Genomic DNA, 25,088 nt, shown 5'->3' on the forward strand with positions numbered 1-25,088 from the left:
AGGACGAGCGCGTTCAGCGCGAAGGGGGGGGGCTTGGGGTGCAGCCCCCAGGGGACGGGAACGGGTAGGGGCGGCGGGGGTGAGGAACAATCCCGTCGAGCCACCGGCCCGCAAGCTGTACCGTTCTTGATGTCCCCGCCCGTACCGTCGGCGGGGCCATCGATCCCGCACCGGCGGGTCATCCGGATACACACATGTACGTGGGGACTCTGTCCTTCGACCTCCTGCTCGGCGACGTACGCTCGCTGAAGGAGAAGCGTTCCGTCGTCCGCCCGATCGTCGCCGAACTCCAGCGCAAGTACGCGGTGAGCGCGGCCGAGGTCGAACACCTGGACCTGCACCGCAGAGCCGGCATCGGCCTGGCGGTGGTCGCCGGGGACGTGGGGCACATCACCGATGTGCTGGACCAGTGCGAGCGACTGGTCGCCGGTCGCCCCGAAGTGGAACTGCTGTCCGTACGACGGCGCCTCCACGGCGACGACGACTAGAGCCGAAGAACCAGACTTGCAAGACCGCAGAACCGCAGAGACGCAGAACAGAAAGAACGGGAGACGGACTAGTGGCCGACAACGCGCGGGCGAAGAGGTTGGCTGACCTCATCCGAGAGGTGGTGGCCAAGAAGCTGCAGCGCGGGATCAAGGATCCGCGGCTCGGCACCCACGTCACCATCACGGACACCCGGGTCACCGGGGACCTCCGGGAGGCGACCGTCTTCTACACGGTGTACGGGGACGACGAGGACCGGGCAGCCGCTGCCGCCGGCCTGGAGAGCGCCAAGGGCGTCCTTCGCTCCGCCGTCGGCCAGGCCGCAGGTGTGAAGTTCACGCCGACGCTGGCCTTCGTCGCGGACGCTCTCCCGGACACGGCCAAGAACATCGAGGACCTCCTCGACAAGGCCCGTGCCTCCGACGAGCAGGTGCGCCAGGCGTCCGCGGGTGCCGCGTTCGCCGGTGACGCGGACCCGTACAAGAAGCCTGAGGACGAGGACGAGGACGACACCGCCGAATGACGCAGAAGAACGCCAGGACGCCCGACGGGCTTGTCATTGTCGACAAGCCGTCGGGCTTCACTTCGCACGACGTGGTCGCCAAGATGCGTGGGATCGCCAAGACCCGCCGTGTCGGTCATGCCGGCACCCTCGACCCCATGGCCACGGGCGTGCTCGTCCTCGGGGTGGAGCGGGCGACCAAGCTTCTCGGCCATCTCGCGCTGACCGAGAAGGAGTACCTGGGCACGGTCCGCCTCGGACAGAACACGCTCACCGACGACGCCGAGGGGGACGTCATCTCCTCCACCGACGCCTCCGGGATCACCCGCGAGGCCGTCGACGCCGGTGTCGCCAAGCTGACCGGCCGCATCATGCAGGTGCCGTCCAAGGTCAGCGCCATCAAGATCAACGGGGTGCGCTCCTACAAACGGGCCCGTGAGGGCGAGGAGTTCGAGATCCCGGCCCGCCCGGTCACCGTTTCCTCCTTCGCGGTGTACGACGTCCGGGAAGCGGTCGCGGCCGACGGCACCCCCGTACTCGACCTGGTCGTGTCGGTGGTGTGCTCCTCCGGTACGTACATCCGCGCGCTGGCCCGGGACCTGGGCGCCGACCTCGGAGTCGGCGGTCACCTCACCGCGCTGCGCCGGACGCGGGTCGGCCCGTACAAGCTGGACGGGGCGCGGACACTCGACCAGTTGCAGCAGGAGCTGACGGTGATGCCGATCGCCGAGGCGGCCACCGCCGCGTTCCCCCGCTGGGACGTCGACGAGCGGCGGGCACGGCTGCTGACGAACGGCGTACGGCTGGAGATGCCCGACCAGTACACGGGTGCGGGCGCCGTGGCCGTCTTCGACCCCGCCGGGCAGGTCCTCGCCCTGGTGGAGGAGGAGAAGGGCAAGGCGAAGAGCCTTGCCGTCTTCGTCTGAGGCCGACGAGGTTCGACGAGGTCCGACGAGGTTTCGAGCCGTGGAGCGGCGATCACGGGGACACGTTCCCGCCGCTCCACGGTTCCCCCTCGGTTCCCCCACCCAGAGGTGTATCCATCCCCCACCCTTCATTCACCCGTCCGGGCAGGCGCTCGGAGTGAACCGAGGGGGCGGAAGGGGGCGCGTTCGTCGCAGGCTCTGTCCTGCTGATCATCGGATGCCTACCGTCGTCGGTAGACGCGTGCGTACGTAGGCTCGCGTGTTCGGCGGGGAGGTCGACGATGGCGGGACGGGGCCCGCGCGCCGGGGGCGGCCGTCGGCCGTCGGCCGGTGCGCGTGAGACGCGGGACGGCGAATCGGTGGGCGAGGCCGCCGACGAGTCGCTCGTGAAGGTGTGCGACCTGGCCGGACGCCCTCGCGGTACGGGCTTCGTGGCCGACCACCACGGCACGCTGATCACCAGCCACGAGGCGGTCGACGGTCTGGCCCGGCTGGTCCTGCACGGCGCGGCCGACCGTACATGCGTGGTGTCCACGGCGGATGCCGTGACGCCCCTTCCGGCCCTCGGCCTGGCTCTCGTGCGCACCGAGGGACTGGGCGCGCACCCACTTCCCGTCTCCGCACGGGACCGCGTCGCGACCGGCACGTATGTCCGGATCGCGGCAGGCGGCTGGCGTGAGGCGCGGGTACTCGGCACGACCGACGTCACCTACACGGCCACGGACCGCTTCCACCTCCTCCCCGACGCCCTTGAACTGGCGATCGGTACGGCGGGCAGCGACGCGCTGCGACTGGGCGGCGGCGCAGCCGGGGGACCGGTGCTCGACCGTACGACGGGAGCGGTGCTGGGGGTGCTGGGCACCGCCCTGCTGCCGCAGCCGACGGGCGAGTCGGCAGAACCGGCCGGACACCGCGCGGCCGGCTTCGCGCTCCCGCTGCGCGACCGGCAGCCGGACGGACTCGGCCCCCTCGCGGACCTCCTCGCCCGTAACGCGGCGACGGTGCCCGCGTACGGCGCCGATCTCAATCTCGCGGGAGTCCTGGAACTGACGGCCACCTCGATGGGCTCGGACGGACCACCGGGCGCCCTGGCGGGCTTCGTCGGCCATACCTCGGGCGGCCTGGACGCAGGTGCGGTCGAGCCGGTCGAACGAGCCGAACTGGCAAGGGAGTTGAAGGCGTTCACCGCCGTACGCGACACCCCGGCCGTCGTCCTCGGACTGGTCGGGGCCCCGGGCAGCGGCCGTACGACGGAACTCGCGGCCCTCGCCGCCCGTCGCCACCGGGACACGGAACCGGCCCCCACCCTGTGGCTGCGCGGCGCGGACCTGCGCGACGAAGACACCTCGGTGGCGGACGCGACCCGCCGCGCACTGGACCGGGCGGCCCGCATCGTGGCCGCCTCTGGCACATACGGCGCCGACCTGGGCGACATCACCCCGGAACGCCTGGCCCGCCTCGCCCACGACAGCGACCGCCCCCTCCTGCTTCTCCTCGACGGCCCGGAGGAAATGCCTCCGCGCCTGGCCCACCGAGCCCCCGAGTGGACGCGGGCGACGGAGAAGTGGCTCCAGGAGACGAACGCCCGGCTGGTGATGGCCTGCCGCCCGGAGTACTGGGAACAGACGGGGATCCCCTCTCCAGCGGCGGCCGACACCGTTCAGCCCGTCCGGCGTTCGAGGACGAGCGCGTTCGGTGCGAAAGGGGGGTTCGGGGGCGCAGCGCCCGAGGACGGGACGGGTAAGGGCGGCGGGGGCGAAACAACCCCAGGCCCGCCGCACCCCCCGCACCACCTCCACCTCACCGACCTCACCGAAGCCGAAGCCCTCCGAGCCCAGGCCCGCTACGCCATCCCCCCGAACGCCCTCACTCCCGAGGACGCCCGCCACCCCCTCACCCTCCGCCTGCTCTCCGAGGTCCGCGCCGCCCTCCCCGACACCTTCCCCGAGACCGCCGCCACCCCCCGCCTCGACCGCCACGACGTCTTCACCGCCTACCTCGACCTGATGTGCCTGCGCATCGCCGTCCGCCTCGCCGCCGAGAACGGCCTGCGCGGCACCCCCGTGCGTCGCCTCGCCGCCAGGGTCTCCGGCCAGATCCACGAGGCCGCCCGTCGCAGTCTGGGCCCCGGACAGGGCGAGCTGGACCGCGCCTCCTTCGAGTCCGTCTTCCCCTGGGGCCCCGCACCGGCCCGCCTGGGCGGTGGCACGGGCTGGGCCTCCGCCGTCCTCACCGAGGGCCTCCTCGTCCCCGCCGGCACCGGCTACCGCTTCGCCCACGAGGAGCTCGCCGACTGGATCCAGGGCACGCACCTGGACCTCGACGAGGCGCTGCACGCCCTGGTCCACAGGCGCCGCCCCGAGAACGGCAGCGACACGGCCCCGGTCCCCGTGCCGCACCACCGCATCGGACCGGTGGTCCAGTCGCTGCTGCTCCTCGCCCGCCAGCACGGCGACCCCGAACTGGCGCACCGCCTCCGGGAGTTGGTGCACGCCCTGGACGCCGCAGCCGCCTCCCGCACGCCGGCCTCCGCCTGGTGGGCGACCCACCTCCTCACCGAAGTACTCCGCCACGTCCCCGACGCGACCCCGTACATCCATGTCCTGCGTCTCCTCGCCGACCACATCGCGGCCCGGCGCCGCCGGAACCGGACGGTGCCGCCGGAGTTGGGCCCCTCGTTCTGGACCGCGCTCCGTCTCCCCGAGGTCGCCCGCTTCGATCTGCTCCGCCGGCTCGTCGTCGGCGACGAACCTCGGGCCCGGTCCGACCAGCCCCGTTACCTGGACGCCGTGGCCCAGCTGCTCGCCGCCGACCCCGCCGCCGTACAACCGCTTCTCGCCCGCTGGTTCGACGACGACCGTCCGCTGCCCGCGACACCGGACGCGACCGTGGCGACCGCCGCCCAGGCGCTGCTCCACACCCACCGGCACCGGGCGCTGGACGACCTGATCGAAGTGCTCGTCGACAGTGCGCACCGGTGTGGGGACGAACTCCTCGCCGTGCTCGCCGAGGAGGAGCCGTCCGCCGTCTGCCGGGCCGTGGACCGGTGGGCGCACGACGAGCGGCCGGCCCGACGGGTCGCGGCAGTGGCGTACGGACCGCGGGCGGCCTCCCATGTGCGTACGGAGGCCGACCGCGACCTTCTGCGCTACGCGGCCCTGGCCCTGCTCGCCCGCCCCGCCGACTGCACCCTGCACGGTGGCGCGCTCGCGCTCCTCGTCCGCGATCCGCGTACCCGCGACCGCCATCTCCCGCAGGCGCTGCGGCACTTCACGGCCGGCGACCCGCAGCTGCCGCCGAGCGCCCTGGTGGCCGCCCTGACGACCCACCCGGAGCCGGTCCTCGACGCGTTCCGGGCCAGGCTGCTCGGGCCGGAGGCGGGCGACGCCCTGCGCACCCTCGCCGACGTCACGACCCCGGCCCTGGCCCGCCGGGTCGCCGCCCTCGTACGCGAGGTGGCGGAGCGGCACCCGGAGACCGCGAGGCACCTGGCCGCGTACGTGGACCGGCGCCTCGACCACGGTCCCACCGTCCGGCCCGTGCTCCTTCCGCTGGTCACCGGCCTCCTCGACGGCGGACGGGCTCCGGTGCGCGAGGCCCTCGCGACCGTGCTGGCCGCGCCCGGGGCACCCGTCTCCCACGCCCTCCGCCATGAACTCCTCGAAGCCCTTCTGACCCGGGAGCACGACCCCACCGTCCTGGACGCGCTGCTCCGTGCGACCGCTGAGGGCGCGAGCCGCCACGGCGAGCCGCGCACCCGGGGCCTGGTGCACCGCTGCGGACTGCTCCTCGTACGTACTCCGGACGGCGCGACGCGTTTCGACTGTGTGCTGGTCGAGTTGGCCAGGCGGGTGCCCGGATTCGCGGTGCTGGTGGCGGGATGGCTGACCGACACTCCCGGGGAGTGGGCCGTCGTGGTCGGCCCCAGCACCCGTCGCATGATCGAGAACCTGGCGGGGGTACGGGTCCCTGCCTGAACGGCGCCTGGAATCGCCCTCGCGAGCGGCCTCGAAGCGCCCTTCCGGGCGACATCCATGGCAACAGTCGACAATCTGTCACGTGCGCCCCGTCACACCTCCATGCCGATGCGAGCGGGGCGCGTTCGGCATGGCACCCTTAGAGCTGCGTAAGAAGGCCTGCGTAAGAGGCAGACACGGACACGGGTTCGACGAGGAGCGGTCACAGTGCAACGCTGGCGTGGCTTGGAGGACATCCCCGAGGACTGGGGACGCAGCGTCGTCACCATCGGCTCCTACGACGGAGTCCACCGCGGACACCAGCTGATCATCCGGCACGCCGTGGAGCGCGCCCGCGAGCTGGGCGTTCCCTCGGTCGTCGTCACGTTCGACCCGCACCCCAGCGAGGTCCTGCGCCCCGGCAGCCACCCGCCGCTACTGGCGCCGCACCACCGTCGCGCCGAACTGATGGCCGAGCTGGGTGTGGACGCCGTTCTCATCCTCCCGTTCACCAAGGAGTTCTCGAAGCTCTCCCCGGCCGACTTCGTGGTCAAGGTCCTGGTCGACAAGCTGCACGCCCGGGCGGTCGTCGAGGGCCCGAACTTCCGTTTCGGTCACAAGGCGGCCGGCAACGTGGAGTTCCTGACCGAACTCGGCCGTACGTACGACTTCGAGGTCGAGGTCGTCGACCTGTACGTGTCGGGCGAGGCGGGCGGCGGCGAGCCGTTCTCGTCCACGCTGACGCGTCGCCTGGTCGGTGAGGGTGACGTCGAGGGCGCCGGCGAGATCCTCGGCCGCCCGCACCGGGTGGAGGGCATCGTGGTCCGGGGCGCCCAGCGAGGCCGTGAACTCGGCTTCCCCACCGCCAACGTGGAGACGCTGCCGCACACCGCGATCCCCGCCGACGGTGTCTACGCGGGCTGGCTGCACGCGGACGGCGAGGAGATGCCCGCGGCGATCTCCGTCGGCACGAACCCGCAGTTCGACGGCACGGAACGGACGGTGGAGGCGTACGCCATCGACCGTGTGGGCCTCGATCTGTACGGCCTGCACGTCGCCGTCGACTTCCTGGCGTTCGTGCGCGGCCAGGCCAAGTTCGACTCGCTGGACGCGCTGCTCGTCCAGATGTCCGAGGACGTGAAGAAGTGCCGCGAGCTGATCGCGGCGGCCGAACAGCGCTGAGCAGGCAGTAGGTAACAGGCAGCAGGTACAAGAGAAGGCGGCCGGTGCCCTCGGGCACCGGCCGCCTTCTCTGTTCACTTCGCCCTACTGCTGCTGCGGGTAACCGGGCTGCGGAGGCTGGGGCTGCTGCTGAGGCGGCTGGTAGGGCTGCCCCGGCTGCGGCGGGTAGCCGTACGGCTGGTGCGGCGGGTACGGCTGGCCGGGCTGGGGCGGCGGCGGGTACTGCCCCGGCTGACCGGGCGGGGCCGGGTACGGCTGTCCCTGCGCCGGCTGACCATGAATCTGCTGCTGTCCCGGCAACGGTGGGGCGGCGACCGGGGGCGGGTTGCCGTCCGAGGTCCACAGCCCGTGCATCTGCTGGTGGCGTACGAAGTCCTCGGCGATCATCGCGGCGAGGTTGAAGTAGGCCTCGCGCACCTTGGGCCGCATCATGTCGAGGTCGACCTCGGCACCGGCGGCGAGATGCTCGTCGAAGGGCACGGTGATGACGCCCCGGCAGCGCGTCTCGAAGTGGGAGACGATGTCCTCCACCTTGATCATCTTGCCGGTCTCGCGCACGCCCGAGATGACGGTGAGGGACCGCGAGACCAGATCCGCGTACCCGTGCGCGGACAGCCAGTCCAGCGTCGTACTGGCGCTGCTGGCACCGTCCACGGACGGCGTCGAGATGATGATCAGCTGATCGGCCAGGTCGAGTACGCCGCGCATGGCGCTGTAGAGCAGTCCGGTACCGGAGTCGGTCAGGATGATCGGGTACTGCCTGCCCAGCACGTCGATCGCGCGCCGGTAGTCCTCGTCGTTGAAGGCTGTGGAGACGGCCGGGTCGACGTCGTTGGCGATGATCTCCAGCCCGGACGGCGCCTGGGACGTGAACCGCCGGATGTCCATGTACGAGTTGAGGTACGGGATCGCCTGGACGAGGTCACGGATGGTGGCCCCGGTCTCGCGCCGCACGCGGCGGCCGAGCGTGCCGGCGTCCGGGTTGGCGTCGATGGCGAGGATCTTGTCCTGCCGCTCGGTGGCGAGGGTCGAGCCGAGCGCGGTGGTCGTGGTCGTCTTGCCGACACCGCCCTTGAGGCTGATGACGGCGATGCGATAGCAGGACAGCACCGGTGTACGGATCAGTTCGAGCTTGCGCTGCCGCTCGGCCTCCTCCTTCTTCCCGCCGATCTTGAACCGGGAGGACGAGGCCGCGGGCCGGCCGCTCTTCGCCTTCTGCTTCTTGTTGTTGAGCAGCCGGTCGGAGGACAGCTCGACGGCCGCGGTGTAACCGAGCGGCGCGACACCGGGGTTGGTCATCTGCCGCTGGTCGTGCTGCATGGGCTGCGGCCAGGCGGCCCCGGTACGCGGATCCACGGGCGGCTGCGGCCCGGCGGGATGCCCCGGCTGCGGAACTCCGGGCATGCCCTGCGGCTCCGGCCGGCCGTAGGCCGGTTGCGGGGGCGACGGGGGAACGGCACCCGGTACCTGCTGCCCCGGCACGTGCGGGGGCGACTGAGGCACGCCTTGCGGGTGAGGTGCTTCGAACTGCTGCGGCACCTGAGGCTGCGGCGGCACCTCCTGCGCGGGCGCCTGCGGGAAGGGGAACCCATACCCACCGGGCGCTCCGTCGGGCCCCCCGGGGTGCGGGAACCCGTACCCGGGCTGCGCGGGCGCGGGAGGACCGGCGGGGGGCGGGAAGCCGTACCCGTCCTGGGGGTCGGGCGCGGTCGGTGCGGGCGCGGGGCTCGGGGGTGCGGCGTTGGCCGGTGCCGGGGGAGCAGGGTGACCCGGGGTGGCGGGAGCCGGGGGTTGGGGGGAGCCGGGGGCGGCCAGGGCGCCGGGGTGCGGGAAGCCGTACCCGGCGGGAGCGCCCGGCGCGGGGGCCGGAGTGCTCGGCGCGGTGGCTGCGGCTGGGGCCGGGGTGGCGGGAGCCGGGAAGCCGTCCCCGCCTTGGGCGTTGGGGCCTGCCGGGTCCGGGGCGGGTGCTGCCGGCTGGGGCAGGCCGTAGCCGCTCTGGGGGTGGGCAGGTGTGGGCGCCGGGCCTGTGGTGTCGGTGGGACCCCCGGGAGCGACAGGCTGTCCGGGGTGCGGGAAGCCGTATCCGGCCGGGGGAGCGTCCGGCGTGGGGGCAGGAGTGCTCGGGGCCGTGGCGGGGGCCGGGGTGCCCGGGGGCGGGAAGGCATGCCCGCCCTGGGCGTTGGGGCTCGCCGGGTTCGGGGCGGGTGCGCCGGGCTGGGGGAAGCCGTAACCGCCTTGGGGGTGAGGTGCAGCGGGCGCCGGGCCCGCGGTGTGGGCCGGGTCGGCGGCCGGTGCTGCCGGGTGCGGGAAGCCGTACCCGGCAGGGGAGTCGTCGGGCGCGGGGGCCGGGGTGGCGGGAGCCGGGAAGCCGTACCCGCCTTGGGCGTTGGGGCCCACGGGGTTGGGGGTGGGTGCGCCCGGCTGTGGGAAGCCGTATCCGGCCGGGGGAGCGTCCGGCGTGGGGGCCGGGGTGCCCGGGGGAGGGAAGGCATGCCCGCCTTGGGCGTTGGGGCCTGCCGGGTTCGGGACAGGTGCGCCCGGCGGAGGGAAGGCGCCGTGGCCGCCCTGGGCGTTCGGGGCCGGAGGCCGGTCGCCCGGGGGCGGGAAGCCGTATCCGTCCTGGGCGTTGGGCCCCGTGGGGGCGGACGACGCTGCCTGTGGCGGGAATCCGTAGCCGGCGGGCGGCGCACCCGGTGACGGCGCAGGGGCCGCCGCTGCCGGGTGGGGAGGCGGGAAGCCGTACCCCGCCTGCGGGGTTGCCGGAGGAGCGTTCCAGGCGGCGGGCGCGGGCTGGGGGGCCTGCGGCTGGAACGGGGGCTGCGCAGACGGTACGGGCGGCTGCTGGCCCGGCACGGCGGGAGGCTGAGGCCGGCCCGGTGCCGGGGCGGCCGATGCGGCCTGGGGCTGGACAGGCCCGGCTTCCGGCTGAGTCGGGGGCTGAGGCTGAGGCTGGGCGGGCCACTGTCCCGCCGAGGCGGGAGCACCGGCCGGCTGGTACGACGGAGGCAGCGGCGGCAGCCCGCCCTGGGACTTCGCCGAGGGAGCCCACGAGGGTGGCACGGTCCCGGGCGCGCCCTCCGGCAGCGGGGGCATGTTGAGCGGTGCGCTGGGCACCGAGCCCGGAGGGGGGCCCACCGGCGCCGAGCCCCGCACATCGTCGACCGCATCCGGAACCGGCTCCGCGTCCTCGGGCTCAGCGGCAGCCTCGGGCTCCGTGCCCTCGGCGATCTCGGCGGCTACAGGCTCGGTGGCCACCGGGTCCGTGGCTACAGGCACCTCGGGCTCCACGTCGACCGCCGTCGCTTCATCAAGCTCGCCGTCCTGGGCGTCGGTCGTCGTGTTCGCGTCCGTGGGCTCGACGTCCTGCGGCGGTACGGCGTCCTCAATGGCGTCCTGGTCCTGGGGCTCGGCCTCCTGGAGCTGGACCGGGGGCGCGGCGCTGCTCACCGCTTCTTCGGTGACCTCGCTGACGTCAGTACCTTCGTGGCCCTCGTCCTCGGTTCCCGCCCGGTCCGCGACAACCTGACCCTCTGTGACGGGCTCCACCAAGCCATCTACGTCATCTACGTCATCTACGTCGTCCACGGTGTCCATGGCGTCCACGGACTCAGGGGTGTTCCCCGCAACAGCAGCGACAGCCTCGCCCTCGACGGCCGCACCGACGGAGTCGTCACCGGACTCACCGCCGCCGTCAGCCACGACCACCGGCTCCTGTGGCGCCTGCTGCTCCTGCTGGTTCTGGGGGGCCTCGGCAGCGGCGCGCTCCGCGAAGTCGCGCTGCGCGGCGGCAGGGGAGATCCGCATGGTCGAGCCGCTCTCCAGGTCGCCGTCCCCCGCCACATCAGCGGGCGGAGCGGTCGGAGCGGTCGGGGCCGGAGGGGCAGGAGGTGCCGGAGGGGTCCACTGGCCTTGGAATCCGCCCATGGGAAAGCTGGGGACTGCCGTAGGGCTCGCGGGACCGCCGACGGGCGCCCCGGCCGGAGGCGCCGACTGCGGTGCCGCGGGCTGGAACCCGCTGCCCACCGGCAGCCGGGGCACAGCCACAGGACTCGCAGGTGCAGATGCAGGAGCGTGACCTGGAGCGGCAACAGGCGTAGGCGCAGTACCGGGGACGGAACCCTCCGCACCGGTACCCGAACCGGCGTCCGCATCCCCTTCCGAGTCCGCATCCGCATCTGTGCCATCGGCCGAATCGGCCTCCGACTCGGCCCTGGTCTCGTCCCCCGACGCCCCCGACGCGTTCTGCGTGTACCAGGCAGGCGTCGCGTAATCGATGGTGAACTCGCCCGTCATCTCGCTGGCGGACTCCGCGTCGGACTGGTCATCGCCGGGCGTGGCCCAGCCCCCGCGGATCCCGTCCGGATCGCTGTTCACAATTCCTCCTGGTGTGGTCGAGCACCCTCTTGCCGGGCTGGGCGACCATTTCTCGTCTGTATTCGTCTCGTCCGAAGCCGGCATTTCGTGGGTGGTGCCCACGTCGTCCGGCGTCGGGCGGTGGAGGTCGTCCGATCTGCCCGGCTTTCCCCCCGGTACGCCGGCGCCCGGTCCACGGGTTCCGGCGTCACGCCGGTCCCAGCCTAATCACCACGACCCCTGCCCCGGCAGGCCCGTCCACCCCCCAGTGACCGTCCATTACGTCACAGCCTGACCGGAACCGATCCCATCCGCGCTCGAACCGCCGCCCCTGGTAAGAGAGTTGACAGGATCGCTGCGACATTTGTCCCACCGGTGTCATAACCCCACATGCATAGTAGGCGGCCCCTCTGACAACGCACTTCGCGGAAAAGTGCAAGAAAAAGAGGGGCGGGGCCGGCGCACTGCACCGGCCCCGCCCCTCGGTCCATCACTCAGGACGACTGAGACGACTGAGCGGACTACTCCACGTCCCCGCCCGAATCCGTACTCGCGCCAGAAGCCGAACCCGAAGGCCCGGCCTCGGCCGCCGCGAGCCCTCCGTTGAGCTCTGTCGGCTCCAGGTCGAACTCCCCGTCGCGCGCCCCGAGCACGAACGCCGTCCACTCCGCCTCCGTGTAACGGAGGACGGTGTCATGGTCCAGGGACGACCGCATGGCCACCGCGCCATCGGGAAGATAGGCGATCTCGACCCGCTCCTCGTGCTCCTCCGTACCGGGGGCGCCGTGCCACTCGACGCCCGAGATGTCGAGGGAGTACAGCTCGTCCCGCTCCCGCTCCTTGCGCGCCTTGACGTCCTCGTCCTGCGCGGCCGTGGTGTCCTGAGCGCCCTGTGCCTCCGCCATGGCGAAGCGACCCCTTCCCGACGTACGTCATACGACTAGTACGAGTGTTGCGGTGCGTAACTACGATCTACGATCTGCGTTCTCACTCTAGTGGCCGAGTCCCCGTCGTCCGGACTGTTTGCGCACCGCGGTGAGGACGGCCGCTGCCTGCTGCTATCCTGGGCGACGGCCGTTTGTGTACGCACCCCTGGAGTCAGCGACTCCGGAGGCCGCGCCCAGCGGATTCCCGCCTCCCGAGTTACAGAAGCTCCCCTGAGAAGTGGACCAGGGGCACTCGGTGGCTACTACAAAGACTACGAGGAGCACGCGTGTCGCTCGACGCCGCAGTGAAGAAGCAGCTCATTTCCGAGTTCGGTACCAAGGAGGGCGACACCGGCTCCCCCGAGGTCCAGGTCGCGATGCTCTCGCGTCGTATCTCGGACCTGACGGAGCACCTCAAGACGCACAAGCACGACCACCACTCCCGTCGTGGTCTGCTGATCCTCGTCGGTCAGCGTCGCCGCCTTCTCCAGTACCTGGCCAAGAAGGACATCCAGCGCTTCCGTGCGCTGGTCGACCGCCTCGGCATCCGCCGCGGTGCGGCGGGCGCCAAGTAAGACGCCGTGGAGGGAGCGGTTCCCACTTTTAGGGGGCCGCTCCCTTTGCTGTACGTGCGGAGTGTCACCACCTCTTTGTAGTGTGGTAGCACAACGCAATACGCAGGACACGAACGCAGGACACGAACGCAGGACACGAACGAGGAGAAGTGCACCTCGCCGCCGCCGGTCCTCGGTAGTGGCCCCCGGGACTGAACCCCCGGGTGCTTCGATCGAAGACCGGCCCGCAATCAGAAGGCGCGCTTCTCCGACCCCACGTCCCTCTGCCACACGGGCAGGACGGGACAAAAGACGAAAATGTATCGGAGAAAACGCTAGTGGAGAACGAGACCCACTACGCCGAGGCCGTCATTGACAACGGTTCCTTCGGCACCCGCACCATCCGCTTCGAGACGGGCCGCCTGGCCAAGCAGGCCGCCGGCTCCGCCGTGGCGTACCTGGACGACGACACCATGGTGCTGTCGGCCACCACAGCTTCCAAGAAGCCCAAGGAAAATCTCGACTTCTTCCCCCTCACGGTGGACGTCGAGGAGCGCCAGTACGCGGCCGGGAAGATCCCCGGTTCCTTCTTCCGTCGTGAGGGCCGGCCTTCCGAGGACGCGATCCTCACCTGCCGCCTCATTGACCGCCCGCTGCGCCCGTCCTTCAAGAAGGGCCTGCGCAACGAGATCCAGGTCGTCGCCACGATCATGGCGCTCAACCCCGACCACCTGTACGACGTCGTGGCGATCAACGCCGCCTCCGCGTCCACGCAGCTGGCCGGTCTGCCCTTCTCCGGCCCGATCGGCGGCGTCCGCGTCGCACTGATCAACGGCCAGTGGGTCGCGTTCCCGACGCACACCGAGCTCGAGGACGCAGTCTTCGACATGGTCGTCGCCGGTCGCGTCCTGGAGGACGGCGACGTCGCGATCATGATGGTCGAGGCCGAGGCCACCGAGAAGACCATCGCGCTGGTCGCGGGTGGCGCCGAGGCGCCGACCGAGGAGGTCGTCGCCGCCGGTCTGGACGCCGCGAAGCCCTTCATCAAGGTGCTCGTCAAGGCCCAGGCCGACCTCGCCGCCAAGGCCGCCAAGCCCACCGGCGAGTTCCCCGTCTTCCTCGACTACCAGGACGACGTCCTGGAGGCCCTGACCGCCGCGGTCAAGAGCGAGCTCTCCCAGGCGCTCACCATCGCCGGCAAGCAGGACCGCGAGGCCGAGCTGGACCGCGTCAAGGAGATCGCCGCCGAGAAGCTGCTCCCGCAGTTCGAGGGCCGCGAGAAGGAGATCAGCGCGGCCTACCGCTCGCTGACCAAGTCCCTGGTCCGTGAGCGCGTCATCAAGGACAAGGTCCGCATCGACGGCCGTGGCGTCACGGACATCCGTACGCTCGCCGCCGAGGTCGAGGCCATCCCGCGCGTGCACGGCTCGGCGCTGTTCGAGCGTGGCGAGACCCAGATCCTGGGCGTCACCACCCTCAACATGCTCCGGATGGAGCAGCAGCTGGACACCCTTTCGCCGGTGACCCGCAAGCGCTACATGCACAACTACAACTTCCCGCCGTACTCCGTCGGCGAGACCGGCCGCGTCGGCTCCCCCAAGCGCCGCGAGATCGGCCACGGCGCGCTCGCCGAGCGCGCGATCGTGCCGGTCCTGCCGTCGCGCGAGGACTTCCCGTACGCGATCCGTCAGGTGTCCGAGGCCCTCGGCTCCAACGGCTCGACGTCCATGGGCTCGGTCTGCGCCTCCACCATGTCGCTGCTGAACGCCGGTGTGCCGCTGAAGGCCCCCGTCGCCGGTATCGCCATGGGCCTGATCTCCCAGGAGATCAAGGGCGAGACGCACTACGTCGCCCTCACCGACATCCTCGGTGCGGAGGACGCCTTCGGCGACATGGACTTCAAGGTCGCCGGCACCAAGGAGTTCGTGACCGCCCTCCAGCTCGACACCAAGCTGGACGGCATCCCGGCCTCCGTCCTGGCCGCCGCTCTCAAGCAGGCCCGTGACGCCCGCCTCCACATCCTCGACGTGATGATGGAAGCGATCGACACGCCGGACGAGATGTCCCCCAACGCCCCGCGGATCATCACCGTCAAGATCCCCGTGGACAAGATCGGTGAGGTCATCGGCCCCAAGGGCAAGATGATCAACCAGATCCAGGAGGACACCGGCGCCGAGATCACGATCGAGGACGACGGCACCATCTACATCGGTGCCCAGGTCGGCTCGCAGGCCGAGGCGGCCCGCGCGACGATCAACTCGATCGCCAACCCGACCATGCCGGAGGTCGGCGAGCGCTACCTGGGTACGGTCGTGAAGACGACCACCTTCGGCGCGTTCGTGTCGCTGCTCCCGGGCAAGGACGGTCTGCTGCACATCTCGCAGATCCGCAAGCTCGCCGGCGGCAAGCGCGTGGAGAACGTCGAGGACGTGGTGGCCGTCGGCTCCAAGGTCCAGGTCGAGATCGCCGAGATCGACTCCCGCGGCAAGCTGTCGCTCATCCCGGTCATCGAGGGTGAAGGCGACGAGGACAAGAAGGACGACACCGACCAGTGACGTCGAGCAGCTCCACGGCGACGGCCCGCACCTCTTCGGAGGCGCGGGCCGTCGCCCGTACGCAAACCCTGATCAAGGGCACCAACGGCATCGGCACGGTCCGTAAGACCACCCTCCCGGGCGGCCTGCGCATCGTCACCGAAACCCTGCCGTCGGTCCGCTCCGCGACCTTCGGCATCTGGGCCCACGTCGGCTCCCGCGACGAGACGCCGACCCTGAACGGCGCCACGCACTACCTGGAGCACCTGCTCTTCAAGGGCACCACGCGCAGGTCGGCGCTGGACATCTCCTCCGCGATCGACGCGGTCGGCGGCGAGATGAACGCGTTCACGGCGAAGGAGTACACGTGCTACTACGCGCGTGTGCTCGACACCGACCTCCCGCTCGCCATCGACGTCGTCTGCGACATGCTCACGGGCTCCCTGATCCTCGAAGACGACGTCAACGTCGAGCGCGGCGCCATCCTCGAAGAGATCGCGATGACGGAGGACGACCCGGGCGACTGTGTGCACGACCTGTTCGCGCACACCATGCTCGGTGACACCCCCCTGGGCCGCCCGGTCCTCGGCACGGTCGACACGGTCAACGCCCTCACGGCGGACCGCATCCGCCGCTTCTACAAGAAGCACTACGACCCGACCCACCTCGTCGTCGCGGCGGCCGGCAACGTCGACCACAACAAGGTCGTACGCCAGGTCCGCGCGGCCTTCGAGAAGGCCGGCGCCCTCAAGAAGCCCGACGCCGCGCCGATCGCCCCGCGCGACGGCCGCCGCAGCATCAAGGCGGCCGGCCGCGTCGAACTGCTCGGCCGCAAGACCGAGCAGGCCCATGTCGTTCTCGGCATGCCGGGTCTGGCCCGCACGGACGAGCGCCGCTGGGCACTGGGCGTGCTCAACACGGCCCTCGGCGGCGGGATGTCGTCCCGGCTCTTCCAGGAGGTCCGGGAGAAGCGGGGCCTTGCGTACAGCGTGTACTCCTACACGTCCGGCTTCGCCGACTGCGGCCTCTTCGGCGTGTACGCGGGCTGCCGGCCCTCGCAGGTCCACGACGTGCTGAAGATCTGCCGCGACGAACTCGACCACGTCGCCGAGCACGGCCTCTCCGACGAGGAGATCGGCCGCGCCATCGGCCAGTTGCGCGGTTCGACGGTCCTCGGCCTGGAGGACACGGGTGCGCTGATGAACCGTATCGGCAAGAGCGAACTGTGCTGGGGCGACCAGATGTCCGTCGACGACATGCTGGCCCGGATCGCCGAGGTCACCCCGGACGCGGTCCGTGAGGTCGCCCACGAGATCCTGGGACAGCGCCCGTCGCTGGCGGTCATCGGCCCGCTCAAGGACAAGCAGGCGGCACGCCTGCACGAAGCGGTCGCCTGACGGCCGTATCCGCTCCACACCCGCTATCCGTCCGGTAAGGAAGCAAGAACATGAGCAAGCTGCGCGTGGCGGTCCTCGGCGCCAACGGCCGTATCGGTGCCGAGGCGGTACGGGCGGTCGAGGCCGCCGAGGACATGGAACTGGTCGCCGCCCTCGGCCGGGGCGACAAGCTGGAGACGCTCGTCGACACCGGTGCCCAGGTCGCGGTCGAGCTGACCACCCCGGCCTCGGTGATGGGCAACCTCGACTTCTGTGTGCGCCACGGCATCCACGCGGTCGTCGGCACCACCGGCTGGACCGACGAACGCCTCGCGCAGCTCACCGGCTGGCTGGCCCAGTTCCCCGAGACGGGCGTGCTCATCGCGCCCAACTTCTCCATCGGGGCCGTACTGACCATGAAGTTCGCGCAGATCGCGGCACCGTACTTCGAGTCGGTCGAGGTCATCGAGTTGCACCACCCGAACAAGGTGGACGCACCCAGCGGCACCGCGGCACGTACGGCGCAGCTCATCGCCGAGGCCCGGGCCAAGGCGGGCTCGGCTCCGGCGCCGGACGCCACGGTGACGGCGCTGGACGGCGCCCGGGGCGCGAACGTGGACGGGGTGCCCGTGCACTCCGTACGCCTGCGTGGCCTCCTGGCCCACCAGGAGGTCCTGCTGGGCGGCGAGGGCGAGACGCTGACCGTCCGCCACGACTCGCTCCACCACAGCAGCTTCATGCCGGGCATCCTGCTCGGCGTGCGCCGCGTCGTGGACACCCCGGGCCTCACCTTCGGCCTGGAACACTTCCTCGACCTCGGCTGAGGGACGTCATGCGCGCGAAACTCTCCTACGCCCTCACGGCCGCCGTCCTGGTCTTCTACTTCGTCCTGGTCGGCAGCCGCGGGGTCATGCTCATACAGACCGGCACGCTCCTGACCGTCACCTTCGGCGTGGCGGTCCTGATCCTGCCGGGGATCGGCGTCTGGTTCCTCTGGAAGAACACGCAGTTCGTCCGCGACGCCAACCGCCTCGCCACCGAACTCGAAGCCGAGGGCGGCCTGCCCGTCGACGAGCTGAGGCGCACCCCGAGCGGCCGGGTCGACCGTGACTCGGCCGACGAGGTCTTCGCAAGGCGCAAGGCGGAGACGGAGTCGGCCCCCGACGACTGGCGCAACTGGTTCCGCCTCGCCGTCGCCTACCACGACGCCCGCGACACACCGCGTGCCCGCAAGGCGATGCAACGCGCGATCGCCCTGCACGCAGGCAAGTCACCGGCCCAGACGGCCTGAACACCCGATACCGGCAGGTTTCCAGCATGGTGGGAGGGGCCGAACCGCGGTTGCGGTTCGGCCCCTCCCACCATGCTGTTCAGTCCGGGTGACAGGCCCGGGTGCTAACCCCGCCCGAACTCCGCGGCCCACGCCTCGACACTGTCCGCAGCCCGGTCGAACGCCTCCGTACGGCCCAGAAAGTCGGCGTTGTGCGTGGTCAGCAGCGGTGCCAGATCGTCCGCGGCCCGATCCCGGCGTACGAGGAGCAACGCCTGCCCCTGCACGGTGCGCGGCAGACCGAGCCAGCGCACCGGCTGCTGCACCGTCCGTACGGCGACGACCTTCTCCCAGCGCGTCGTCCGCGTACCGATGAACCCCACCCGGCGCAGCCCGCGCGCACTCACCCACACGCCGGCGCGCAGCAGACGCAGTGCCACGGCGATGACGGCCAGCGCCACGCCGAGACACACCGCGCCGCCGGACAACTCCCCGGTGGCCGCGATGATGACCGCCGCGAACAGGACGTACGAGGCGAGCAGCAGCAGGAGCGCCGCCGCACCCACCCGCCAGGGGCCGGGCCGGTAGGGGCGCCGCCAACGGTCGCGGTCGTCGAACGGCAGCGCGTGACCGGCCATGGCCTCGTCAGAGGCGCGGCTGGCCGTCAGGAAGGGCAGGGGCACGGCTGGTCCTCACTCAGTTCCATGCGCGGGCTGTGCCCGGTGAGGTTATACAGCCGACCGCCCGGTCACCAGCCTCGGGGGTCAGAGGAGGGCAGGACCACGCCATTCGGCCGCAGCCCGAGGGCCCTTCACCGGCTGTCGGCCGCCTCGGACTGCTGAGTGTGCCCGGCCGACCGGTCGACCGACAGCGCGGGCATCCCGAGAACCACGGAGCCCACGAGCCCGGCGACGATGGTGAGTCCCAGGAGCCAACGCCCGGCTATGTCGCCGGCGGAAGCGCGCTCACGGGGCGGGGGAGCGATGTTGCTGCGGAACCTGTCGGCCTCGGCGATGAAGGCGAACGGAACGGGCTCGCGCCGACGGAACATGGGAGTGCTTCTCCTTGGGGATCGAACGAATCGCTGTTGCTTGTACAGACGAGCGAGCGCCCCAAATGGTGCCCGATTTCACCGACTTAACTCTGGGACGTTGGTGAACGTCCCGTTTGGCGGGTCGTAGAGTGGCGTCGCCGATCGCCGAGACGAAAAGGACCCTCAGACCGTGAGCCCCACCCCCGACGACGAGTTCAAGATCGACCTGCGCAGCGAGGTGACCGTCGAGCTGGTCAAACACAGCGCGGCCGACTCCGACGTGCTGTTCGCGGCCCGTGTGTCGACCGTCGGGGAGCAGTCCCTGGACGAGTTGGGCAAGGACCCGGAGCGCTCGACGGGGCTGATCAACTACCTCATGCGGGACCGGCACGGCAGCCCGTTCGAGCACAACTCCATGACGTTCTTCATCAGCGCCCCGATCTTCGTCTTCCGCGAGTTCATGCGACACCGCGTGGGGTGGTCGTACAACGAGGAGTCGGGGCGGTACAGGGAGCTGCAGCCCGTGTTCTATGTGCCGGACACGTCGCGCAAGCTGGTCCAGCAGGGGCGACCGGGCAAGTACGTGTTCGTCGAGGGCACTCCTGAGCAGCACGAACTCGTGGAGCACGCCATGGAGGACTCGTACCGCCAGGCGTACCGTGCCTACCAGCAGATGCTCGCGCAGGGCGTCGCCCGTGAGGTCGCCCGCGCGGTCCTCCCGGTCGGCCTGTTCTCGTCGATGTACGCCACCTGCAACGCGCGCTCACTGATGCACTTCCTCGGCCTGCGCACACAGCACGAGCTGGCGAAGGTGCCGTCGTTCCCGCAGCGGGAGATCGAGATGGTCGGCGAGAAGATGGAGGCGGAGTGGGCGACCCTCATGCCGCTGACCCACGCGGCCTTCAACGCCAACGGCAGGGTGGCGCCGTGAAGCAGACGCACGCGTGTTTCGCCACCGGGCACAGATGTGCGGATCAGCCTCGCGAGGTGTCCGTATTGCGGTATTTCGTGAGGTTCATCTAGCCTGATCAAACGGACCCGGCACTGCTTGAACCCCCGAGCAGGCAGTGCCGGGTTCCATCTTTGTCATGACTTTTCCCGTACCCCTGGGGCAGACCGCGCCCTGAGCAGCGAGTAGCGTGGTACCCATGGCTCCGACCTCCACTCCGCAGACCCCCTTCGGGCGGGTCCTCACCGCCATGGTCACGCCGTTCACGGCGGACGGCGCGCTCGACCTCGACGGCGCACAGCGGCTCGCCACCCACCTGGTGGACGCAGGCAATGACGGCCTGGTCATCAACGGCACCACCGGCGAGTCGCCGACCACCAGCGACGCGGAGAAATCGGATCTCGTACGAGCCGTACTGGAGGCGGTCGGCGAGCGGGCCCACATCATCGCGGGCGTCGGCACCAACGACACCCACCACAGCATCGAACTGGCCCGCGCGGCCGAGAAGACCGGTGCCCACGGCCTCCTGACGGTGACGCCGTACTACAACAAGCCCCCGCAGGAGGGCCTGTACCGGCACTTCGCGGCCATCGCCGACGCCACCGAACTCCCGGTCATGCTGTACGACATCCCCGGCCGCAGCGGCGTCCCGATCAGCACCGAGACGATCGTCCGACTCGCCGAGCACCCCCGGATCGTCGCCAACAAGGATGCCAAGGGAGACCTCGGCCGAGCCAGCTGGGCCATCGCCCGCTCCGGCCTCGCCTGGTACTCCGGCGACGACATGCTGAACCTGCCGCTGCTCTCCGTGGGCGCGGTCGGCTTCGTCTCGGTCGTCGGCCATGTCGTCACGCCCGAGCTGCGCACCCTCGTCGAGGCGTACGCCTCCGGGGACGTCCAGAAGGCCACCGAGATCCACCAGAAGCTGCTCCCGGTCTTCACGGGCATGTTCCGTACCCAGGGCGTCATGACCACCAAGGCCGCGCTCACCCTCCAGGGCCTGCCCGCCGGGCCGCTGCGCGCTCCCATGGTCGAGCTGTCGGCCGACGAGATCGCCCAGCTCAAGATCGATCTTGCTGCCGGCGGGGTACAGCTCTGACACCAGACTTCACAACTGAATAGCGGGACATCTCTGTCCGCAGCCCACATCCAACAACTGCTTTTGCACGAACGTCATGCGCGCCACGTGCCTTGCCGGTACGTGGCGCGTGTGGTGAGGAGAGTCTTTTGAGTCATCCGCATCCTGAACTCGGCGCCCCGCCGAAGCTCCCGGAGGGCGGCCTGCGGGTCACCCCGCTGGGCGGCCTCGGCGAGATCGGCCGCAACATGACCGTCTTCGAGTACGGCGGTCGCCTGCTGATCGTCGACTGCGGCGTGCTCTTCCCCGAGGAGGAGCAGCCCGGAATCGACCTGATCCTGCCGGACTTCACGTCCATCAGGGACCGTCTCGACGACATCGAGGGCATCGTCCTCACGCACGGCCACGAGGACCACATCGGTGCCGTCCCCTACCTCCTGCGGGAGAAGCCGGACATCCCGCTGATCGGCTCCAAGCTGACCCTCGCCTTCATCGAGGCGAAGCTCCAGGAGCACCGCATCCGCCCGTACACCCTTGAGGTGACGGAGGGGAACCGTGAGCGCATCGGCCCCTTCGACTGCGAGTTCATCGCGGTCAACCACTCCATTCCGGACGCCCTCGCGGTCGCCATCCGCACCCCCGCGGGCATGGTCGTCCACACCGGCGACTTCAAGATGGACCAGCTCCCGCTGGACGGCCGCCTCACGGACCTGCACGCTTTCGCGCGGCTGAGCGAAGAGGGCATCGACCTTCTCCTCTCCGACTCCACGAACGCCGAGGTTCCGGGCTTCGTCCCGCCCGAGCGAGACATCTCGAACGTGCTGCGCCAGGTCTTCGCGGGTGCCAGCAAGCGGGTCATCGTGGCGAGCTTCGCGAGTCACATCCACCGGATCCAGCAGATCCTGGACGCGGCCCACGAGTACGGCCGCAGGGTCGCCTTCGTCGGCCGCTCTATGGTCCGCAACATGGGCATCGCCCGGGACCTGGGCTATCTGAAGGTCCCGCCGGGCCTGGTGGTGGACGTCAAGACGCTGGACGACCTCCCGGACCACCAGGTCGTACTGGTGTGTACAGGCTCCCAGGGCGAACCGATGGCCGCGCTGTCCCGCATGGCCAACAGGGACCACCAGATCCGGATCGTCCAGGGCGACACGGTGATCCTTGCCTCGTCCCTGATCCCCGGCAACGAGAACGCGGTGTACCGCGTGATCAACGGCCTGACCCGCTGGGGCGCGCATGTGGTCCACAAGGGCAACGCCAAGGTGCACGTCTCCGGCCATGCCTCGGCCGGCGAGCTCCTGTACTTCTACAACATCTGCAAGCCGCGCAACCTGATGCCGGTCCACGGCGAATGGCGCCACCTGAGGGCCAACGCCGAACTGGGCGCCATGACGGGCGTCCCGCACGACCGGATCGTCATCGCGGAGGACGGCGTGGTCGTCGACCTCATCGAGGGCAAGGCGAAGATCTCCGGCAAGGTCCAGGCGGGGTACGTGTACGTCGACGGTCTCTCGGTCGGGGATGTCGGCGAGCCCGCCCTGAAGGACCGCAGGATCCTCGGAGACGAAGGCATCATCTCGGTCTTCGTGGTGATGGACTCGTCCACGGGCAAGATCACGGCCGGTCCGCACATCCAGGCCCGCGGCTCGGGCATCGAGGACTCCGCCTTCACCGACGTCGTCCCGAGAATCGCCGAGGTCCTGGAGCGGTCGGCACAGGACGGGGTGGTGGAGCCCCACCAGATGCAGCAGCTCATCCGCCGCACTCTGGGCAAATGGGTGTCGGACACGTACCGCCGCCGCCCGATGATCCTCCCGGTCGTCGTGGAGGTCTGACGGCCGCAGAGGGCGCCTGAGCTGCCCCTCGTACGCGTGAACCCGGAGCGGGGCTCCTCGATTTGCATCGAGGAGCCCCGCTCCAGTAGGTTTACGGCTCCGCCAGCGAGGGAACCCGACGCCACTGTGCACCAGGGACCAACCCGAGCGGGGCGGAAATTCCGACTCAGAACTTCTGATAAAGTCGGAGTCGCCGGAAAGGGAAACGCGAAAGCGGGATCCTGGAAAGCGCCGAGGAAATCGGATACGGAAACGGTCTGGTAGAGTCGGAAACGCAAGACCGAAGGGAAACTGCCCGGAGGAAAGCCCGAGAGGGTGAGTACGAAGGAAGCGTCCGTTCCTTGAGAACTCAACAGCGTGCCAAAAATCAACGCCAAGTTTGTTGATACCCCGTCTCTCCCGTTCGGGAGGACGAGGTTCCTTTGAAGCAGTAAACACAGCGAGGACGCTGTGAACGGTCGGGCTTATTCCGCTTGACTGTTCCGCTCTCGTGGTGTGACCCGATTACGGGTTGACATTCACGGAGAGTTTGATCCTGGCTCAGGACGAACGCTGGCGGCGTGCTTAACACATGCAAGTCGAACGATGAAGCCTTTCGGGGTGGATTAGTGGCGAACGGGTGAGTAACACGTGGGCAATCTGCCCTTCACTCTGGGACAAGCCCTGGAAACGGGGTCTAATACCGGATAATACTCCTGCAGGCATCTGTGGGGGTTAAAAGCTCCGGCGGTGAAGGATGAGCCCGCGGCCTATCAGCTTGTTGGTGAGGTAGTGGCTCACCAAGGCGACGACGGGTAGCCGGCCTGAGAGGGCGACCGGCCACACTGGGACTGAGACACGGCCCAGACTCCTACGGGAGGCAGCAGTGGGGAATATTGCACAATGGGCGAAAGCCTGATGCAGCGACGCCGCGTGAGGGATGACGGCCTTCGGGTTGTAAACCTCTTTCAGCAGGGAAGAAGCGAAAGTGACGGTACCTGCAGAAGAAGCGCCGGCTAACTACGTGCCAGCAGCCGCGGTAATACGTAGGGCGCAAGCGTTGTCCGGAATTATTGGGCGTAAAGAGCTCGTAGGCGGTCTGTCGCGTCGGATGTGAAAGCCCGGGGCTTAACCCCGGGTCTGCATTCGATACGGGCAGACTAGAGTGTGGTAGGGGAGATCGGAATTCCTGGTGTAGCGGTGAAATGCGCAGATATCAGGAGGAACACCGGTGGCGAAGGCGGATCTCTGGGCCATTACTGACGCTGAGGAGCGAAAGCGTGGGGAGCGAACAGGATTAGATACCCTGGTAGTCCACGCCGTAAACGGTGGGAACTAGGTGTTGGCGACATTCCACGTCGTCGGTGCCGCAGCTAACGCATTAAGTTCCCCGCCTGGGGAGTACGGCCGCAAGGCTAAAACTCAAAGGAATTGACGGGGGCCCGCACAAGCAGCGGAGCATGTGGCTTAATTCGACGCAACGCGAAGAACCTTACCAAGGCTTGACATACGCCGGAAAGCATCAGAGATGGTGCCCCCTTGTGGTCGGTGTACAGGTGGTGCATGGCTGTCGTCAGCTCGTGTCGTGAGATGTTGGGTTAAGTCCCGCAACGAGCGCAACCCTTGTTCTGTGTTGCCAGCATGCCCTTCGGGGTGATGGGGACTCACAGGAGACTGCCGGGGTCAACTCGGAGGAAGGTGGGGACGACGTCAAGTCATCATGCCCCTTATGTCTTGGGCTGCACACGTGCTACAATGGCCGGTACAATGAGCTGCGATGCCGTGAGGCGGAGCGAATCTCAAAAAGCCGGTCTCAGTTCGGATTGGGGTCTGCAACTCGACCCCATGAAGTCGGAGTTGCTAGTAATCGCAGATCAGCATTGCTGCGGTGAATACGTTCCCGGGCCTTGTACACACCGCCCGTCACGTCACGAAAGTCGGTAACACCCGAAGCCGGTGGCCCAACCCCTCACGGGGAGGGAGCTGTCGAAGGTGGGACTGGCGATTGGGACGAAGTCGTAACAAGGTAGCCGTACCGGAAGGTGCGGCTGGATCACCTCCTTTCTAAGGAGCATTTCTTACCAGGGCTCTTCGGGGTCGTGGTCAGAGGCCAGTACATCGGCGAATGTCCGGTGCTGGTTGCTCATGG

Annotated in this window: 17 protein-coding genes, 1 rRNA gene and 1 pseudogene; 14 read left to right on the forward strand and 5 right to left on the reverse strand. The window is 69.7% G+C overall.

Annotated elements, in window-relative coordinates; all coding sequences use genetic code 11:
• Positions 1 to 194 precede the first annotated feature (194 nt).
• The 5 genes from OHN74_RS32050 to OHN74_RS32070 all read left to right on the forward strand — a co-directional run bounded on the left by OHN74_RS32050 (position 195) and on the right by OHN74_RS32070 (position 7,052).
• Positions 195 to 488, forward strand: coding sequence for a DUF503 domain-containing protein (locus tag OHN74_RS32050; RefSeq protein WP_044472747.1), 294 nt, complete (start codon positions 195 to 197; stop codon positions 486 to 488).
• Between the two features lie 71 nt (positions 489 to 559).
• The gene (gene rbfA, locus OHN74_RS32055) at positions 560 to 1,009 is read left to right on the forward strand and encodes a 30S ribosome-binding factor RbfA (RefSeq protein ID WP_327698046.1); all 450 of its coding nucleotides are present in this window, start codon (positions 560 to 562) and stop codon (positions 1,007 to 1,009) included.
• Complete coding sequence (truB, locus tag OHN74_RS32060) at positions 1,006 to 1,914, forward strand: tRNA pseudouridine(55) synthase TruB (protein ID WP_327698047.1); 909 nt, start codon at positions 1,006 to 1,008, stop codon at positions 1,912 to 1,914. The genes rbfA and truB overlap by 4 nt, the downstream gene beginning before the upstream one ends.
• 281 nt (positions 1,915 to 2,195) lie before the next feature.
• The gene (locus OHN74_RS32065; protein ID WP_327698048.1) at positions 2,196 to 5,891 is read left to right on the forward strand and encodes a trypsin-like peptidase domain-containing protein; all 3,696 of its coding nucleotides are present in this window, start codon (positions 2,196 to 2,198) and stop codon (positions 5,889 to 5,891) included.
• A 207-nt stretch (positions 5,892 to 6,098) separates the two neighbouring features.
• Positions 6,099 to 7,052: a bifunctional riboflavin kinase/FAD synthetase gene (locus OHN74_RS32070; RefSeq protein WP_327698049.1), complete on the forward strand. Its 954-nt coding sequence runs from the start codon at positions 6,099 to 6,101 to the stop codon at positions 7,050 to 7,052.
• 84 nt (positions 7,053 to 7,136) lie between these two features.
• Here OHN74_RS32070 and OHN74_RS32075 read toward each other — a convergent pair whose 3' ends face one another.
• The 3 genes and pseudogenes from OHN74_RS32075 to OHN74_RS32085 form a co-directional block, all read right to left on the reverse strand.
• Positions 7,137 to 10,892: a MinD/ParA family ATP-binding protein gene (locus OHN74_RS32075; RefSeq protein ID WP_327700352.1), complete on the reverse strand. Its 3,756-nt coding sequence runs from the start codon at positions 10,890 to 10,892 to the stop codon at positions 7,137 to 7,139.
• Positions 10,893 to 11,297: 405 nt separating this feature from the next.
• Positions 11,298 to 11,510, reverse strand: a pseudogene (locus OHN74_RS32080) (SCO5717 family growth-regulating ATPase); the annotation flags it as partial.
• 416 nt (positions 11,511 to 11,926) lie between these two features.
• Positions 11,927 to 12,310 (reverse strand): DUF397 domain-containing protein, encoded by a 384-nt coding sequence (locus OHN74_RS32085; protein ID WP_327698050.1) that lies wholly within the window; start codon positions 12,308 to 12,310, stop codon positions 11,927 to 11,929.
• Positions 12,311 to 12,618: 308 nt separating this feature from the next.
• Here OHN74_RS32085 and rpsO point away from each other — a divergent pair, with 308 nt between their 5' ends.
• The 5 genes from rpsO (at position 12,619) to OHN74_RS32110 (ending at position 18,086) form a co-directional block, all read left to right on the forward strand.
• Entirely contained in the window at positions 12,619 to 12,906 is a 288-nt protein-coding gene (gene rpsO, locus OHN74_RS32090; protein WP_189149835.1) for a 30S ribosomal protein S15, read from the forward strand.
• 317 nt (positions 12,907 to 13,223) lie between these two features.
• Positions 13,224 to 15,440, forward strand: coding sequence for a polyribonucleotide nucleotidyltransferase (locus OHN74_RS32095; RefSeq protein ID WP_327698051.1), 2,217 nt, complete (start codon positions 13,224 to 13,226; stop codon positions 15,438 to 15,440).
• Positions 15,437 to 16,816 carry a M16 family metallopeptidase gene (locus OHN74_RS32100; protein WP_327698052.1) on the forward strand — a complete coding sequence of 460 codons (1,380 nt, stop codon included), beginning with the start codon at positions 15,437 to 15,439 and terminating at the stop codon, positions 16,814 to 16,816. Before OHN74_RS32095 ends, OHN74_RS32100 begins: the two co-directional genes overlap by 4 nt.
• A gap of 50 nt (positions 16,817 to 16,866) precedes the next feature.
• Positions 16,867 to 17,619, forward strand: coding sequence for a 4-hydroxy-tetrahydrodipicolinate reductase (gene dapB, locus OHN74_RS32105; protein WP_327698053.1), 753 nt, complete (start codon positions 16,867 to 16,869; stop codon positions 17,617 to 17,619).
• Between the two features lie 8 nt (positions 17,620 to 17,627).
• Positions 17,628 to 18,086, forward strand: a complete 459-nt coding sequence (locus tag OHN74_RS32110) for a hypothetical protein (protein ID WP_327698054.1) — start codon at positions 17,628 to 17,630, stop codon at positions 18,084 to 18,086.
• 104 nt (positions 18,087 to 18,190) lie between these two features.
• Here the strand turns inward: OHN74_RS32110 and OHN74_RS32115 are convergent, their stop codons facing one another.
• Positions 18,191 to 18,748 carry a hypothetical protein gene (locus OHN74_RS32115; RefSeq protein ID WP_327698055.1) on the reverse strand — a complete coding sequence of 186 codons (558 nt, stop codon included), beginning with the start codon at positions 18,746 to 18,748 and terminating at the stop codon, positions 18,191 to 18,193.
• 128 nt (positions 18,749 to 18,876) lie between these two features.
• The gene (locus OHN74_RS32120; RefSeq protein WP_327698056.1) at positions 18,877 to 19,116 is read right to left on the reverse strand and encodes a hypothetical protein; all 240 of its coding nucleotides are present in this window, start codon (positions 19,114 to 19,116) and stop codon (positions 18,877 to 18,879) included.
• 172 nt (positions 19,117 to 19,288) lie between these two features.
• Here OHN74_RS32120 and thyX point away from each other — a divergent pair, with 172 nt between their 5' ends.
• The 4 genes from thyX (at position 19,289) to OHN74_RS32140 (ending at position 25,003) form a co-directional block, all read left to right on the forward strand.
• Positions 19,289 to 20,029, forward strand: a complete 741-nt coding sequence (thyX, locus tag OHN74_RS32125; RefSeq protein WP_327698057.1) for an FAD-dependent thymidylate synthase — start codon at positions 19,289 to 19,291, stop codon at positions 20,027 to 20,029.
• A 217-nt stretch (positions 20,030 to 20,246) separates the two neighbouring features.
• A complete protein-coding gene (gene dapA, locus OHN74_RS32130; RefSeq protein WP_327698058.1) occupies positions 20,247 to 21,146 on the forward strand; it encodes a 4-hydroxy-tetrahydrodipicolinate synthase in 900 nt (299 codons plus the stop codon).
• Between the two features lie 128 nt (positions 21,147 to 21,274).
• Positions 21,275 to 22,960 carry a ribonuclease J gene (locus OHN74_RS32135; protein WP_327698059.1) on the forward strand — a complete coding sequence of 562 codons (1,686 nt, stop codon included), beginning with the start codon at positions 21,275 to 21,277 and terminating at the stop codon, positions 22,958 to 22,960.
• Positions 22,961 to 23,477: 517 nt separating this feature from the next.
• Positions 23,478 to 25,003, forward strand: a 16S ribosomal RNA gene (locus OHN74_RS32140).
• Positions 25,004 to 25,088: the final 85 nt, after the last annotated feature.

The sequence above is a fragment of the Streptomyces sp. NBC_00459 genome (genome assembly GCF_036013955.1).
Taxonomy (GTDB): domain Bacteria; phylum Actinomycetota; class Actinomycetes; order Streptomycetales; family Streptomycetaceae; genus Streptomyces.

Bases quoted from the DNA above. Each gene is read 5' to 3' on its own strand.
- OHN74_RS32050 (WP_044472747.1), top strand. From the start codon at position 195: ATGTACGTGGGGACTCTGTCCTTCGACCTCCTGCTCGGCGACGTACGC.
- truB (WP_327698047.1), top strand. From the start codon at position 1,006: ATGACGCAGAAGAACGCCAGGACGCCCGACGGGCTTGTCATTGTCGAC.
- OHN74_RS32065 (WP_327698048.1), top strand. From the start codon at position 2,196: ATGGCGGGACGGGGCCCGCGCGCCGGGGGCGGCCGTCGGCCGTCGGCC.
- OHN74_RS32085 (WP_327698050.1), bottom strand. From the start codon at position 12,310: ATGGCGGAGGCACAGGGCGCTCAGGACACCACGGCCGCGCAGGACGAG.
- dapB (WP_327698053.1), top strand. From the start codon at position 16,867: ATGAGCAAGCTGCGCGTGGCGGTCCTCGGCGCCAACGGCCGTATCGGT.
- OHN74_RS32110 (WP_327698054.1), top strand. From the start codon at position 17,628: ATGCGCGCGAAACTCTCCTACGCCCTCACGGCCGCCGTCCTGGTCTTC.
- OHN74_RS32120 (WP_327698056.1), bottom strand. From the start codon at position 19,116: ATGTTCCGTCGGCGCGAGCCCGTTCCGTTCGCCTTCATCGCCGAGGCC.
- dapA (WP_327698058.1), top strand. From the start codon at position 20,247: ATGGCTCCGACCTCCACTCCGCAGACCCCCTTCGGGCGGGTCCTCACC.